This window comes from Alteromonas sp. KS69, from assembly GCF_003989595.1.
GTDB classification, from domain to species: Bacteria; Pseudomonadota; Gammaproteobacteria; order Enterobacterales; family Alteromonadaceae; genus Alteromonas; species Alteromonas naphthalenivorans.
Window position 1 is genome coordinate 52,025 of the sequence record NZ_PYHU01000005.1, and the last position, 16,002, is coordinate 68,026.

Here is a 16,002-nt window from a genome sequence, read left to right on the forward strand (position 1 = left end):
ACCTTAACTTTTGAAAAGCCCTTGTGGTTTAAAAATAAGGATAAGTGCCATTAGCAAGTAAATTGTCATGCTCGACATGCTGGGCAACAACACAGATGCGAACGTATCAACAATGCCCACTAACAAGGCCGCCACAAAGGCCCCTTTTATTGAACCCATTCCTCCTATGACCACAACAACAAAACATGAAATCAGTACGCGCTCGCCCATTCCTGGCACTAAGCTCACCACTGGTGCAGAAACAATCCCGGCCAAGGCAGATAAGGTAACGCCAACCGCGAAAACAACGGTAAATAACGTACCGATATTTACGCCCAAATTCTCAACCATTTCACGATTAGACTCACCTGCACGTATCATCATGCCAAGTTTGGTATTGTTGATGACGTAATACATGCCAACGGCAATACCCACGCACAGTACCGAGAGAAATAAGCGATATACCGGATACTCAATAATATCGGTAATTTGAATAGACGATGACAGCAGTTCAGGTACATCAACACCTAGTGGATCGTTACCCCAAATGAAGCTTTGTGCGGCGTTAAAAATAAAGATTAAACCAACCGTTAACAGTACCTGATCGAGGTGATCGCGCTTATAAAGGTGCACTATCAAAAAGCGTTCTATAATAACGCCGATAATCATGGCAATACTGCAAGCAATGATCACCGCCAGCCAAAAACTGTCTGTAATGGCGGCAAAGTAATACACAAGATAAGCGCCAATCATATACATAGAGCCATGAGCAAGATTCAAAATACCCATAACGCCAAAAACTAATGTGAGACCTGATGCAACCAAAAAAAGTAACAGTCCATACTGTATACCGTTTAGTAATTGCACAAGGAAAAGCGACATTTCCATTTCTATACCTCTATGGGGAAGCCCAAGGGCTTCCCTACTTGAAATAACTTATAAACGACAACCACGAGCTGGATCATTTAGGTTCGCCGCGGCTGTTTTAACAACTACGTTTTCACCGTTCTCAACTTTTCTTAAATAGATATTTTGAATAGGGTTGTGCGCCTTAGAGAAATGAAAGTTGCCTCGCGGGCTATCAATTTCAACTTTTTCCATAGCCCTTATTAAGGCTGCTTTGTCAGCGGTATTACCGTTGGTTGCTTCCACTGCTTGAATAATTAACTGGCCAGCGTCATACCCTTGCACGGCATAAAGATCAGCAGGCTTCTTGTACATTGACAAATATTCCGCTCTGAACGCTTTGTTTTTAGGGTTATCCAGTGTGTCAGCGTAATGTAATGTGGTGAACAAACCCTCTGCGGCTTCACCTTGAGCTTCAATGGTACCTTCGGTTAGGAAACCTGAGCCAATAAGTGGAATTTTGCCTCTAAGCCCCATTGCGTCGTAATCTTTAACAAATTTGACAGAGCCACCACCTGCAAAGAACACAAACACAGCATCAGGTTTTATTGAAGCAATTTCGGTTAGGTAAGACTGAAACTCTGTTTTTGGAAACGGCACAAAAATTTCTTTAACCACTTCGCCGCCCGCAGATTCGAAAGATTCTGAAAACGCGGCAAGCGACTCCTTACCGAACCCGTAGTTCCAGCTGAGTGTCACTACCTTTTTATAGCCCATTTCAATTGCTTGATTACCCATAGGGTAAGCGGTTTGCCAAGACGAAAACGACGTACGAAAAACATTCGGCTGACAGAAAGCACCGGTTGCGGCATTAGCACCTGCATTGGGAATTATCATAATAGAATCTTTGTTTCTAACCGATTTTATCATTCCCATCGCTACACCTGAGTGAACCGGGCCAATAATGAAATCAGCATTGTCTTTATCTGTCATCGCAGAAGTTAACTCTGGGGCGCGAGCAGGCTTTGCCTCGGTATCACTGATAATGAATTCAACAGGACGACCAGCAATGGTATTGCCCTTTTCTTTTAGGGCTTGTTTTAGACCGTTAGTAGCTGCCTCCCCCAACCCAGCGTAAACACCACTATATGGCAGCATAACGCCAACTTTTATGGGTAATTCGTCGGCATGTGCAGATATACCTGTCAACACACTTGTCGCCATCACACTACTGGCCAAGACGACTTTTCTAAACGTTTTGTTTTTAAATATCATGGAAAGTTACTCACATTTTGGTAGGTAATTGTTAAAAAGCGTACTTCGCCATTGCTTGAACGCGGCTCATGTCGCCATCGAAACCGTCAACAGTTTCACGCTTCGCATAGGTATATTCCAAGCCAACCGATAGTGGCTTAGTAATGTTGTAGATGTAGTTAATACGCGTGCTGTAGACATCATGTGTGCGCGAACTTACCATTCCTTCAACGGTGTCTACATCTAATGAAGAGAAAATAAGGTTGGTACGAGCGCGTTCGCTCCACAAGTGGCGGTAAGCTACGGTAACGGCGGTAGCGTCGATAGCGTCGAAGTTACCTTCATCGTCAAGGAAGGCGCCATTAGCAGCATTTACGCCGACATAACGGCCTAAGCCCGAGCCACTTGCTACTTGAATGCGGATGTCATCGCCATTGCTTAAGTTAATACGCGATGAAAGCGAGAGCGCAATACCCGTGTCAGAATAATCTTCGCCTTGGGTTTCATAAGCAAGCTGACGCAAGATACCGCCCACTTTCACATGACCCCAGCTGGCTTTCATCGTATAGGTACCAATTAAATCAGGTACAGAGTTGTCATCCGTTGTAATTTGCGCGGTAGTGGTAGTCCCAACTGTTGTCTCTGGGTTTTCCAACGCCACTTCAAAGCCGTTATTTGAATAACGAATCTGCGGCTGGCGGGTAAAGGCTACACCGTCTGTTGTACCAATAAAGTCTACCGATTCAACCAAAGCGCCTAAGTCCATGATGGTTGACCAAGTTTGACCAATAAGCCAGTTGTTGTATTTTAAGTAAGCATGTCGCATACGTGGCGTATAGGAGTTGCTCACTCTCTCATCACCATCAGATGTCAATAGGAAGTCAAATTCAAGCACACCGGTAATGACGTCTTCACCGTCTAATGGCGTATTAGTAGTAAATCTGAACCGAGACTGCTTCGCGTGTGCATCAAATCGACCACCTATACCATCGTCGGTAGCTCCCGTTTGCACCAAAGATGGCACGTAGATATCACGTCCAGGGCCGACACCTTCACCATTTGAGTAGTCGCTATACATCGCGTCAACTTTAATATAACCAGAGAATTTCACTTTGGTGTCAGTTAGGTTCGCCGCCTCTGCGCCAGTAGCAAGGGCTAAACCAACCGATAGTGACAAGGCAAGTAGGCGCTTGATGAGTGTTTTTTGTTTTAAAGTATTCATTCAGTTCTCCGTTGTAAATGTGCCAAGCATGTATGTGATAAACAGAAACAACTGATGTTAAGGTAACCCCAACTTGTAAATTTAGTGTTATACAATTGTTTCCTAGTGAGCAACTTACTGTGAAGATAAATTACAAACCAATACCAAATGAGTGGCTCGCAATACTTAACGGGTATGGCTTTGAGGTATGCAAGTTGAACCTGTAAGTATTTAAAAACACATAAGCACTTGATATTAATAGATAATTTCAATAAACAAAAAAATAGCAATGAGACCGTCAGACGACAAAATTCACTTGCCATCAACAATTCATTATTTGTGAATTAATTCACTTATTATTAAAACTTCGCGAAATTAAAGATAAAAAATGCTAACTGAAAACCCGCACAGGCGGGTCAAAATTGCTTGAGAGTGGTGTAACAAAAGTAGAAATAAGCTCGCTAGATTGCGCTGTCAGAGATGGTTAATTCTAGTAGCCTCGACAATAGCAGTGGTATTGGTTTACTTTTTAAGGTAGCGCTGAATAACAATAATGCTGCCGCCAATAACTAGTCCCCAAAAAGCGGAAGAAAGCCCCAATAACGACAAATCCGACGCGGTAATAAGAAAGGTACATAACGCCGCTTCTCGGTCTGCTGGCTGGTTTAATGCTGTAGACAGTGAGCCTTCCAACGCACCTAATAGAGCAATACCGGCCACCATTGCGATAAATGCAGCGGGAAATGCTTGAATAACACTGACCAAAGCAGCACTAAACAGACCAAACATGATGTACCACAGCATAGCGACAGCAGGCCCAAAATAGCGTTTTTTAGGATCGGGGTTTGCATCTGGCCCGGTGCAAATGGCAGCAGTTATTGCTGATAAATTCACCCCATGACACGCCGTTGGGGCGAAAAGAATGCTCATAAACCCACTACCTGCAACAATGTGATTTGACGGTGGCGAATACTTGTCTTGCCGTAGTATGGCAATACCAGTGATAAATTGACCACTCACTGCAACTAACATTAGCGGTATCGAAATACTAAATAATGCGGTTAGTGAGAAGCTCGGCATGTACCAATGCGGTGTCGATATTTCCCAGTCAACTTGTTGAAATGATAAATCATAGTTAAATGCCAGTACCCCTACTCCAATGGCAACTGTAAGCATAATGGCGTAACGTGGAAGCTTGTGACGCAATAAAATATACGCGGCAAACATCACTAATCCTAATAATGGCGCTTGTGTCATCTTAGAAAATAGATCGAGAGAAAAGTTAACTAGTATTCCTGCCAACAGTGCCGCAGCGAAGGCTAGAGGCAGTCGGTTCACTAATCGTTCAAAAGTCCCGCTTAGTCCCAGTAAAAACAAAATGCCACCAGACATAATGTAGGCACCTATTACATCGCTCCATGGCATACCCGGCACTAAGGTGACTAGCAAGGCTGAACCAGGTGCGTTCCATGCAAAAAGCAACGGCATGCGATAACGCAAGCTAAACCAACCGCATAGCAAACCGCTAGCAATAGACATCCCCCAAATCCAAGAAGTGAGCACTTCATTGCTTAAATTTGCGGATTCAGCAACTTGAAACAAGATAACCAATGGACCTGCGTAGCCCATTGTCGATGCAAGGATCCCCGCTACCGCTGCAGACAGCGACCAATCTTTTAACGGTGGAAAAGAAATGAAAGTAGACTGATTTGGCATAAGTCACTCCAATGGTTGGTATGCTACCCGAAAGAAATTGCCTACGAATAGCACAGCTTGGGAACGCGGCTTACTTACCCACAATCTCCACCAGCAACAGGCAAAATTGTTCCCGTTATATAGCTGGCTTCATCTGAAGCTAAGTACAATATGGCAGATGCTTGTTCATCTAGCGTGCCGTAACGAGACATAAAACTGGTATCAATGGTCTGATCGACAATTTGCTGATACCAAATCTCTTCCTGCTCACTTTGTGTAGACTCGTTGCGCGGAATAATACGCTGAGGTGCATCTGTTCCACCTGGCGCCGTGGCGTTCACGCGAATATTGTGCTGCGCGTACTCGAAGGCAAGTGACACTGTCAGTGCATTCACACCCCCTTTTGCAGCGGCATAAGGCGCGCGATTTACACCACGAGTGGCTACCGAAGACACGTTTACAATCGCACCTTTTCCGTTGTCTAACATGGCAGGTAATACTGCGCGACAACACCACAACGTGGGGAACAACGAGCGACGAACTTCTTTTTCAATTTCGTCAGCTTGATAATGCTCGTATGGTTTGGCCCAAATGGTCCCCCCCACATTATTAATAAGCTTATCTATTCGCCCAAAATGCGCAGATGCCGTATTCATGGCGGTAAGCGCACCTTCATAGGTTTCTAAATCAGCCTCTACAGCAATAGCATCCGCACCGTTTTTATTGAGTGACTGGGCAATCTGTTGAACATGCGCTGAGCGGTCAACCAATACCAACTTTGCTCCCTCAGCAGCAGCGCGTTGTGCAACGCGAAGGCCAATGCCTTGCGCTGCGCCAGTGACTACAATGACCTGCCCATCGAAGCGCAAACTCATGCGGCTTCCTCTTTAGGCTGGCTCGGGTTGAATTTTTCGTAGTGGAACGAATACGGGTTTGTGCCAGCATCTTTAAAGTATTGACGCACGGCATCAACCATTGGCGGAGGCCCACACAAATACGTATCAGCATCAGCAAGTGCAAATGGAACACTTTCCATATGATCAGTGACAAAACCCAACTTTTCATGTGCGCTATCTGGGTTAACTACTACAGTAACGTAGCTAAAGTTGTCCAATGCATCGGCATATTCTTGCAAGGCTTCAAGCTTGACCAAATCATCCACATTAGTCACACCGTATAGTAAATATACAGGTTGACTTGTTGGGTTCTGTTTAAGCGACGCTAGCATAGAAAGAATAGGTGCAAGCCCTGTACCGCCTGCAAGCATCAGTACTGGGTGCTCTACCGCGCGCAAGTAAAAACTACCTAGTGGACCGGTTACCGGAAGCACATCACCAGTACTTGCATCTTTGCTCAAATAAGTACTCATTAGGCCATTAGGCACATTACGAATAAGGAAACTCGCATCTTTGCTTCCCGGACATGAGCTAAATGAATACGCACGAGTCTTATCAGAGTTCGGCAGCCCCAAATTAATGTACTGACCGGGCAAGAAATCAAGAGGATCAGACAGAGCGACATTTAATTCAATGGTGGTGTCTGACAATGCATTTACACTGGTAATGGTACTTGTAATGCTTTGTGGACCTGATGCGCACAGCGAAGAGGCCGCAGGAATAGCCACCACCACATCTGATTGAGGCAGCATCTGACAGGTAAGAATTAACCCATCAGCGGCTTCATCATCGGTTAACGCTTCATCGATGTATTCATCACCTAAATCGTAAGTACCTTGCTTGCAGCTACCTTTACAGGTTCCACAAACACCATCAGAGCAGTCCATTGGCAGTTTTACTTGATGGCGATAGGCAGCGTCGAGCACTGTCTCGCCATCATTACATTCGATAACGCGTGTTACGCCGTCTTCGAAATTAAGAGCTACTTTGAAAGACATAATAATTCTCCGTCTTTACAGGTGATACACATCAATAACTTGGTTGATGTAATCGTTGTTCAACATCACTGTCTTGCGCGTAATAACTGGCGTTTCGCCACTGATATCCAATGAACAAAACACAGTTCCGAAAAAGTGTGATGTCTCGCGATAGCGATGGCTAAGCGTGTTGAAATTGTAGCGAATTTCCACAGTTGTCTCGTCTTGGCTCAGCACTTCTAAATTACTGCACTGATGCGTGGTTCTCGGCTCTGGCATACTCGCGCCAGAGCGCTCAGTTTTAATGCGATATATCCTGTCTTCCAAGCCATTGCGATTAGGGTAATAAATGAGTGAGATTTCTTTTTGAGGATCGTTAGTCAACTGATCATCATCATCCCATGCTGGCATCCAGTATTCACATTTTTGGTGATAACACGTTAGCCACTCATCCCATTGACGATCGTCAAGTAAACGCGCTTCGCGAAATACAAACGTCTGAATTTCCTGATAAGTCATCACGGTCACCTCTTAATCTTTTTGCACTACAGGAATATGACTGGCTCTTTCTAGCTCAATCGCATTTAGCATTTCTTCAACCCAATGCTTGTGGTGATGAACGTATAAACCTTCATCTTCTGGTTTGATACCTGATGCCACTGTGTCCATACCAACACCTTTGGCATAATCGTCTGGGCCTTCCATCCAGTGCGCAGCGCCGCGGCTCATATCATTCCAACGCATATCACGCGCTTCGTAGCCTTGCTGACAACCTCTGAATTCTTCTAGATCATCCGGTGTTCCCATGCCAGATACGTTAAAGAAATCTTCGTACTGACGAAGGCGCTTTTGACGGTTCTCAGCAGACTCACTCTTAGGCGCAAAGCAGTAAATAGAGATTTCTGTCTTATTCACAGAAATAGGGCGGAGTACACGAATTTGCGTTGAGAATTGGTCCATCACATAAACGTTAGGGTACAAACACAAATTACGCGTTTGGTTTACAATGGTGTCAGCTCGCGCTTCACCCACTTCCTGCTGAAGGCGTTCTAGTTGGCTATAAATAGGGCGTGCAGCCGGGTTGGTTAAACGTGTCCACAACATCATGTGACCGTTTTCGAACGAGTAGAAACCGCCCTCACCCGACCAGCTTTTCGCGTCAACCGCTTCCGTACCGCCTTCTTCATAATTGCGGTGACTCATGGTTGATAAATAGTTCCAGTGCACGGTTCCAACGTGATAACCATCGGCGCCGTTCTCAGCGGTTAGCTTCCAGTTACCTTCGTAGGTATACGTTGAGGTGCCACGAATAACTTCGATACCTTCTGAATCTTGATCCACAATGTTGTCGATAACCTTGGTGGTTTCACCTAAATATTGCTTTAGCGGTAATACATCGGCATTCAAACTACCGAACAAAAACCCGCGATACGATTCAAAACGAGCAATGTGCTTAAGGTCGTGTGAGCCGTCAGTGCTGAAAGACTCAGGGTAGCCGCCTTTTTTCTGATCACGCGCTTTTAACAGTTTGCCCGAGTTGTTAAATGTCCAACCGTGGAATGGACAAGTAAAAGACGTTTTGTTACCGCGCTTACGACGACACAATGTGGCACCGCGGTGCGAACACGTATTTAAAATGGCATTTAGCTCGCCGTCTTTGTTACGCGTAATGACCACCGGCTGACGGCCAATAGTGGTAGTGTAATAATCACCGATTTCGGGAATTTGGCTTTCATGTGCCAAAAATACCCAGTTTCCTTCAAAGATGTGTTTAATTTCTAAATCAAACAAATCTTTGTCGGTAAAGATCCCACGGTCACAGCGATAATGACCCATCTCTTCGTCGGCCTCAACGGCACCACGGATCTTCTGTTCTAGTTGATTCAATGTTGCTGACATAATTTATCTCCCGAAGGTAGCAGACTTACGCATGTTCCACAGTTGCACGGGCACGAGCATGCTTGTCTTGCTTCTCATCGTTCTTCGTTGCCATTAATGTTATGTTGAATTTCACATCAAGGTAGTTGTCTTTAAAGCCCATGGCTTTAATTTGCTCTGGCTCAGTTACACTTTTTGCTTCAACAACCAATTCGTCACGCGTTGCGAAAGCGAAATCGTCATAGGTGTATTCATCACCTGCTAAGTTAATTTGCGTAGTAAGGTGCTTGAAGCCGTCTTTAGCTACAAAGTAGTGAATGTGCGCAGGGCGATTACCATGACGGCCAAGGCTTTCTAGCACTTTCATCGTTGAGCCACCTGGGGGACAACCGTAACCGCTAGGCACAATACTGCGTGCGCGATAGCAGCCTTGCTCATCAGCAATGATGCGGCGACGTAAGTTAAACGGTGTTTGAGATGAGTCAAAATGCGAGTAAGCACCTTTCACGTCGGCATGCCAGATATCAACGACTGCGCCTACAATAGGGTCTCCTTCTTCATCAACAACCTGACCGTGTAGCCACATTTCTTGGCCAGGAGACTGACCGTCATCCATTCTTGCTTCGCCCTCGCTTATTGGCGCTCCTTCAACATACAACGGACCTTCAATAGTACGTGGTGTACCGCCTAGCTCACCAATTGCAAAATCTTTGGCGTCTTCACGAACATCAAGAAAATGATCAAAACCTAAACCTGGCGCAAGCAGCACGGCTTCGCCATTAGCACCTAATTCATTTAGGTAGTTAACGCCTTGCCAAAACTCTTCTTGCGTAATGTCGAGGTCTTCAATCATCTTGAACACGTCAGTTAGCAAGCGGTGCATAATTTCTTTAGTGCGTGGGTTGCCTTTGTCGTTGTCTAGGCCAGCGGCACGCTTAAGTAACGTTTGAACATGTTCAGTTTGTAAAGTATTGATAGTAGTCATAGTCTTAGTCTCCGCGCTGCAATGCAGCGAGTTTTTTCCTGTTAGGTTTTTTATTTGATTGATGAAGGGTGCTGACACAAAGGTGTCACACTCATCGTCATAAAGGGGTACAGCGGTAAGCCCATTAAGACGACGTGTAAATGCTGGTTATCCTTCACCTCGAATATGCTGACATTGGCGTATTGACCAGCCACTCGCCAAAGGTGTACCCAAATGCCTTCTTCCTGCAGTCCTTCGGCATAGTTTTTTTCTTTCAACTTAATTGCATTAAATTCTTCTTCGCTCAGATGTGCTGGCGGTATCACAGTCATTTCAACTTTGAATAACATAATTTTTCCTTACTTCGCCTTGCGGGTGTATTGACGTAATTTGTCCTCATCGATTTCGAGCCCTAGCCCGGCTGTCGTAGGAACTTCAACGCCAAAGTTGTGATAATTTAGAGGGGATTTAACGATGTCATCGCTCTGCAGCAGTGGGCCAAACATCTCGGTGCCAAATTCAATAACGGGTAGGGTCGACCATGCGTGTAACGCGGCTGTGGTACCTACAGTGCCTTCAAGTAGCGTGCCGCCATATAGCCCAATACCTGCAGCGTTACACACAGCAGCCACATCAAGTGCAGCAAATAGTCCACCTGCTTTGCCTATCTTAAGGGCCACTGAACCGGTAAAACCTTGTTGAGCCAACAAAAGGGTATCTGTGCTATCAGCAATAGACTCATCAGCCAAAATACCAATGTTAAATTTCTTCGACAGACGCACTAGGCTGGCAAAATCTTTTGCAGGGGTCGGTTGCTCGACTAAATCAATACCTGCCTCTTGTAGTGCAGCCATACCATAAGTAGCTTGAGGCTCGCTCCACGCTTGATTAACATCAACACGAATACTTACGTCATCGCCTAACGCTGCTTTGATCTTGCCCACATGCGCAACATCGTCACGTACTGAACGAGAACCAATTTTCAGTTTGAAAATGTTATGGCGCTTCTCGGCTACCAGGCCTTTCGCTTCTTCGATGTCCTTTTCGGTATTGCCTGACGCTAATACCCAAAGGCAAGACAAATGATTGTTGCAAGCACCACCAAGTAAGGTTGAAACCGGCACACCAAGTTGTTTACCAAGTAAATCAAGCAGGGCTGTCTGCACCGCAGATTTGGCTATAGGGTTGCCTTTAAAAGCAAGGTGTAACTTGTTAATTAATGCTTTTGGGCTGGCAACTGACTGTCCAATCAAATAAGGTGCTAAGTAAGTGTCAATGTTGGTTTTGATACTTTCTGGGCTCTCAGCACCGTACGCGAGACCACCTATTGTTGTACCTTCGCCAATACCTTCAAGGCCGTTGTCGTCGGTAATTCTTACGATAACCATCGACTGAACCGCCATAGATGTCATGGACAATTTGTGTGGTCGTATCGTAGGAATATCGACAATGTAAGTTTGAATCTGTGATATCATATAAATGTTAATTTTGTGTTGCCAGTAAATGTCTACATGTAACCTACAAATATTTTTTGTTAACAACCAATATTGATTTAGTTAGTATCGATACCTAGGAGGTATGGTGGAGTTAAGGCATTTACGCTACTTTTGCGCGGTAGCGGAAGAAAAGAACATGACCAGAGCGGCCGAAAAGATATTTATGGCACAGCCACCTTTAACAAGACAAATCAAACAGTTAGAGGAAGAGGTTGGCGTTCAACTCATTCAGCGAGAAGCCCGTGGCATTACCCTAACCCCCGCTGGCGAATACTTCTGGAAACAGGCCCAACTCATACTTGAAAAGTTAGCTTCATGTGTTGAAGAAAGTCGGCGAATTGATGCAGGAAAAAAGCGTATTTTCAGAATTGGCTTTGTTCCGTCCATTTTTTACGGACAACTTCCCCAGCTAGTAAGGCGTTTAAGACAGCAGCACAAAGTGGATGTTGAACTGCACGAAATGAAAACCGGTGAACAAATTGAAGCCCTTAAGGCAGGTAAAATTGATATGGGCTTCGGTCGGGTTGTGATGCCATCACTGGAAGCCGATGTGACTCAGAAGTTGCTGTTCAGCGAGCCTATCCTTGCCGCTCTACCTGTCCATCATCCACTAGCGAATGACGATGTTGATATGGCAGAGCTCGCGGCACTGCCGTTAATTACCTACCCAGGTGGTAAGCCTCCAACGTTTGCTAACATCTGTTTGGATCTGTTTGCCAGTCGCGGGTTGAGAGTCAGAGTTGCCCAACAAGTTAATGATATAGGCACTGCACTGGGTCTAGTTGCATCAGATATGGGCTTCACCCTTGTTCCTGAACAAGTGATGCGCATGAATAGAAATGGTGTAGCGTTTGTTCGGCTTAACGACGACGGCATAAACAGCCCGGTTTTTCTCAGTAAACGCGAGGAAGCCGAAGATGACATCATGGCTGCGGCCATGGTGATATTAGATGAGTTGGTGCAAAACCGACTAGAAGGTCGCTACCCCTAAAACGGGTCAGCGCAGATCTTGTCTTATTTGCTCAGCAGCATGCTTAAGTACAGGAATACAATGCTCGGTAATGGTCTCTAAGCTCACCCTTAATGCATTGGTACTTAAGTTCATCGCCCCCAACAATTCACCGCTGCCGCTAAACACGGGGACAGCAACCGAACGCAACCCCGCTTCAAGCTCTTGATCAACAATGCTGTAGCCTTGTCGCTTAACCTTAATCAGTTCCTGCTCTAACGCCTGTGTAGCGGTAATACTCTTCTCAGTGTGTGGGTGTAACTGTGCTTCATTCACCCACGTTGTTAATTCTGAAGCGTCAAGATGTGCCGCAAGTACTCGCCCCATTGATGTATACGGTGCAGGCAGTCGAGTGCCCGTTGTTATGTTAATCGACATAAGACGATGAGATGCCGGTGAACGCGCCACGTACACCACTGACTGTCCATCTAACTTCCCAAGAGAAGCCGACTCCCCTAATTCTGCTGTAATCGATTTAAGGTAATGCTCGACCACTGCAATATAACCATTGCTGCTGGTATAAGCTTGCCCTAACGACAACACTTTAGGTGCCAAGGCGAAGAGTCGACCTTCGCGACGGATATAGCCAAGAGAATGCAATGTGAGCAAAAAACGACGCGCTTTGGCCCTATCAATACCCATTTTTTCAGCTACTTGCGATAAGGTCATTTCTTTGTTTTGACCATCAAACGCCCCTAACACCTCTAGTCCGGTAGCAAGCGCGCTTATGTAATCGCGATGGGTTGACGGTATTTTTTCTTCACTCATGCACTGTGTCTCTTGTTGGTTCTTGCGAATTATTTCTTATTGTTTAACAAAGTGCCAGTTCTCTTATGAATTCAGCAACATAAATTGGTCTGACTGATCGTCCTAGCAATTTTTTAACATTTATTACTTGACCTAAACAATCAAAATTATTAATTTGTTCGCACTATGAATCAACATTCGTATTGCGAACTTTTATTATGACACAATTTACAACACTTTCAAAAGCTATTGAAGATGGCATCAAGGACGGTGACATCGTTGCGTTAGAGGGATTCACTCACCTTATTCCTTTCGCTGCAGGGCATGAAATTATTCGCCAAGGGCGCCGCAACCTCACATTGGTAAGAATGACCCCTGATCTTATCTACGATCAGCTAGTCGGTGCAGGATGTGTTAGCAAACTTGTATTTTCATGGGGAGGAAACCCAGGTGTAGGTTCTTTACACCGCGTACGTGATGCCATTGAACACGGCTACCCCGCCCCGCTTGAAATTGAAGAGCACAGTCACGCAGCAATGGCGAATGCTTATGAAGCGGGCGCATCAGGCTTACCCATAGCGCTATTCAGAGGTTATGTAGGTAGTGATCTACAGCACGTTAACCCCAACATCAAAACCGTTACTTGCCCGTTTACTGGCGAAGCGCTTGCAGCGGTGCCATCTATTAAACCCGATGTGGGCATAGTCCATGCGCAAAAAGCAGACCGTGCAGGAAACGTACTCATTGAAGGTATTTTAGGGGTGCAAAAGGAAGTTGTGCTCTCTTCGTGCTACAGCATCGTCACCGTTGAAGAAATTGTGGACGACTTGGAAGCAGGTCCAAATAGTTGTGTGCTTCCCGCTTGGACTATCAACGCCATTGCCACCGTACCGTTTGGCGCTAAACCGTCTTATACACATGGTTACTACCCGCGCGACAACAGTTACTACAAGAAGTGGGACAGCATAAGCCGAGAGCGCGAGCCATTTTTAAAGTGGCTAGATGAAGAAGTATTCCAAGCAGGAGAATAATTATGACCGAACAATATACTTCAGACGAAATGATGACGATTACCGCGGCCCGTGCTTTGAATAACAATTCGACTTGTTTTGTGGGCATAGGCTTACCAAGTGCTGCAGCGAACTTAGCACGCCTTACTCATGCCCCTAACATAACACTTATTTATGAGTCAGGTACAATAGAAACCAAACCGCAGATTCTGCCCTTATCTATAGGTGATGGCGAACTTTGCGAGTCGGCGCTTACCACCGTTTCGGTTCCCGAAATGTTTCGTTATTGGCTGCAAGGTGGTCATATTGATGTAGGTTTCCTTGGCACCGCACAAGTAGACCGATACGGCAACATTAACACCACGGTCATCGCTGCATCACACAAAGACAGTGGCCCTGATGGCGCTCACAGTTATGCCAACCCTAAAGTGCGTCTTCCTGGCGGTGGCGGTGCACCAGAAATTTCAACCAATGCAAAAGAAGTGATCATCACCGTAAGGCATTCAAAGCGCACTTTTGTTAAAGATGTCGACTTCATTACCACATTGGGTTTTGGTCGCGACGGTCAAGGCCGCAAAGGCAAATCTACGCGGGGTAAAGGCCCAACTTTGGTGATTTCTGACCTTTGTATATTAAAGCCAGAAGATGAAACCAACGAACTTATTGTAGTGAGTTTGCACCCTGGCGTTACAAAGCAACAGGTAATTGATGCCACTGGCTGGGACATTCGCTTTGCTGACACACTTCGAACTACAGATGAACCCACCACCAGCGAAATTGATGTATTGAGAGAACTAAAGCGCGTTACTGAAGCGGCACACAGTCAAACGGAGACTGCGTAATGAACGTTTATTTATGTAACCCCAACCGCTCTGCCATTGGTCGTTATGCAGGTGGGCTAGCCAACATTCGCCCTGATGATCTGCTCGCGCAAGTTATTCGTGCAGTACTAGCGCAGTGCCCTCAATTACCAACTGAAAGTATTGATGATGCGTTTTTCGGCTGTGCCAACCAAGCCGGTGAAGACAACCGCAATGTGGCTAGAATGGCCACATTGCTTGCAGGCGTACCATTTTCGGTACCAGCCACCACAATTAATCGTTTGTGTGGTTCTGGTATGGATGCCATTGGCCTTGCCTATCGTTCAATTGCATCAGGTGAAGCAGACCTTATTCTCGCTGGTGGCGTTGAGTCTATGTCGCGAGCTCCATTTGTGATGGGTAAAGCACAAAACGGATTTGACCGTTCACAAATACTTGAAGATACCACCATGGGTTGGCGCTTCATTAATCCTGCATTAAAGCAGCAATACGGCACAGAAACCATGCCTGAGACTGCAGAAAATGTAGCAGCGAAATTCTCGATTGGCCGAGAAGCACAAGACAACTTTGCGTATCAGTCTCAGCTAAAAGCGGCTACAGCTCAAGCGTCTGGACGTTTTGCTAAAGAAATAACGCCTGTGACCTTTCAACCCAGAAAAGGCGATGCCATCGTCATCGACAAAGACGAGCACATACGTCCTCAAACTACATTAGAGGCATTGGCAAAACTAAAAGCACCGTTTCGTGAAAATGGCTCGGTTACCGCAGGTAATGCATCGGGTATTAACGATGGTGCATCGGCCATGCTTGTAGCAAGTGAAGCAGCCGTTGAACGCTATAAACTAACGCCTGTTGCTCAAATTAAAGGGATGGCTACCGCTGGCGTTGAACCCACTATCATGGGTGTAGGTCCAGTACCTGCAGTTAACAAATTGCTTGCAAAACAAAAGTTGAGCCTAGACGATATTGGCACAATTGAACTTAATGAAGCCTTTGCAGCGCAAGCATTGGCCTGTATGCAGGAGCTTGGACTTAGTGCAGATGATCCAAGAGTGAACCCTAATGGCGGTGCCATTGCACTTGGCCATCCGCTCGGTATGTCGGGGGCACGCCTACTACATACCGCCGCATTACAATTTGAACAAACCTCGGCCGATTACGCACTATGCAGTATGTGTATTGGTGTTGGCCAAGGTATAGCGACACTGCTAAAACGCATTTAGGAACTC

At 45.7% G+C, this 16,002-nt stretch carries 16 protein-coding genes; 4 read left to right on the plus strand and 12 right to left on the minus strand.

Annotated features, from left to right (window positions below; genetic code table 11):
* Positions 1–3: 3 nt before the first annotated feature.
* The 11 genes from C7Y69_RS03570 to C7Y69_RS03620 form a co-directional block, all read right to left on the minus strand.
* On the minus strand, positions 4–867 hold the full coding sequence (locus tag C7Y69_RS03570; protein WP_126871840.1) for a branched-chain amino acid ABC transporter permease: 864 nt from the start codon (positions 865–867) through the stop codon (positions 4–6).
* Between the two features lie 48 nt (positions 868–915).
* Entirely contained in the window at positions 916–2,100 is a 1,185-nt protein-coding gene (locus C7Y69_RS03575; protein WP_126871841.1) for an ABC transporter substrate-binding protein, read from the minus strand.
* A 31-nt stretch (positions 2,101–2,131) separates the two neighbouring features.
* A complete protein-coding gene (locus C7Y69_RS03580) occupies positions 2,132–3,301 on the minus strand; it encodes a DcaP family trimeric outer membrane transporter (RefSeq protein WP_126871842.1) in 1,170 nt (389 codons plus the stop codon).
* 501 nt (positions 3,302–3,802) lie between these two features.
* The gene (locus tag C7Y69_RS03585; RefSeq protein ID WP_126871843.1) at positions 3,803–4,996 is read right to left on the minus strand and encodes a benzoate/H(+) symporter BenE family transporter; all 1,194 of its coding nucleotides are present in this window, start codon (positions 4,994–4,996) and stop codon (positions 3,803–3,805) included.
* Positions 4,997–5,070: 74 nt separating this feature from the next.
* Positions 5,071–5,850, minus strand: coding sequence for a 1,6-dihydroxycyclohexa-2,4-diene-1-carboxylate dehydrogenase (locus C7Y69_RS03590; protein ID WP_126871844.1), 780 nt, complete (start codon positions 5,848–5,850; stop codon positions 5,071–5,073).
* On the minus strand, positions 5,847–6,869 hold the full coding sequence (benC, locus tag C7Y69_RS03595; RefSeq protein WP_126871845.1) for a benzoate 1,2-dioxygenase electron transfer component BenC: 1,023 nt from the start codon (positions 6,867–6,869) through the stop codon (positions 5,847–5,849). Before benC ends, C7Y69_RS03590 begins: the two co-directional genes overlap by 4 nt.
* Before the next feature lie 15 nt (positions 6,870–6,884).
* Complete coding sequence (gene benB, locus C7Y69_RS03600; RefSeq protein ID WP_126872067.1) at positions 6,885–7,367, minus strand: benzoate 1,2-dioxygenase small subunit; 483 nt, start codon at positions 7,365–7,367, stop codon at positions 6,885–6,887.
* Positions 7,368–7,379: 12 nt separating this feature from the next.
* Positions 7,380–8,747: a Rieske 2Fe-2S domain-containing protein gene (locus tag C7Y69_RS03605; RefSeq protein WP_126871846.1), complete on the minus strand. Its 1,368-nt coding sequence runs from the start codon at positions 8,745–8,747 to the stop codon at positions 7,380–7,382.
* A 25-nt stretch (positions 8,748–8,772) separates the two neighbouring features.
* Positions 8,773–9,711, minus strand: a complete 939-nt coding sequence (catA, locus tag C7Y69_RS03610; protein WP_126871847.1) for a catechol 1,2-dioxygenase — start codon at positions 9,709–9,711, stop codon at positions 8,773–8,775.
* 50 nt (positions 9,712–9,761) lie between these two features.
* A complete protein-coding gene (locus tag C7Y69_RS03615; protein WP_126871848.1) occupies positions 9,762–10,040 on the minus strand; it encodes a muconolactone Delta-isomerase family protein in 279 nt (92 codons plus the stop codon).
* 9 nt (positions 10,041–10,049) lie between these two features.
* The gene (locus C7Y69_RS03620; protein ID WP_126871849.1) at positions 10,050–11,165 is read right to left on the minus strand and encodes a muconate/chloromuconate family cycloisomerase; all 1,116 of its coding nucleotides are present in this window, start codon (positions 11,163–11,165) and stop codon (positions 10,050–10,052) included.
* 103 nt (positions 11,166–11,268) lie between these two features.
* Between C7Y69_RS03620 and C7Y69_RS03625 the strand changes: the two genes are divergently transcribed.
* The gene (locus tag C7Y69_RS03625; RefSeq protein ID WP_221885325.1) at positions 11,269–12,177 is read left to right on the plus strand and encodes a LysR family transcriptional regulator; all 909 of its coding nucleotides are present in this window, start codon (positions 11,269–11,271) and stop codon (positions 12,175–12,177) included.
* A gap of 6 nt (positions 12,178–12,183) precedes the next feature.
* Here the strand turns inward: C7Y69_RS03625 and C7Y69_RS03630 are convergent, their stop codons facing one another.
* Complete coding sequence (locus C7Y69_RS03630) at positions 12,184–12,963, minus strand: IclR family transcriptional regulator C-terminal domain-containing protein (RefSeq protein WP_126871850.1); 780 nt, start codon at positions 12,961–12,963, stop codon at positions 12,184–12,186.
* Positions 12,964–13,160: 197 nt separating this feature from the next.
* On the opposite strand from C7Y69_RS03630, the gene C7Y69_RS03635 reads away from it, so the two are divergent.
* From C7Y69_RS03635 to pcaF, 3 genes are read left to right on the plus strand one after another with little or no spacing between them, the layout of a single operon-like run.
* Positions 13,161–13,973, plus strand: a complete 813-nt coding sequence (locus C7Y69_RS03635) for a CoA transferase subunit A (RefSeq protein WP_126871851.1) — start codon at positions 13,161–13,163, stop codon at positions 13,971–13,973.
* 2 nt (positions 13,974–13,975) lie between these two features.
* Positions 13,976–14,794 (plus strand): CoA-transferase subunit beta, encoded by an 819-nt coding sequence (locus C7Y69_RS03640; protein WP_126871852.1) that lies wholly within the window; start codon positions 13,976–13,978, stop codon positions 14,792–14,794.
* On the plus strand, positions 14,794–15,996 hold the full coding sequence (pcaF, locus tag C7Y69_RS03645) for a 3-oxoadipyl-CoA thiolase (protein WP_126871853.1): 1,203 nt from the start codon (positions 14,794–14,796) through the stop codon (positions 15,994–15,996). The genes C7Y69_RS03640 and pcaF overlap by 1 nt, the downstream gene beginning before the upstream one ends.
* Positions 15,997–16,002 lie beyond the last annotated feature (6 nt).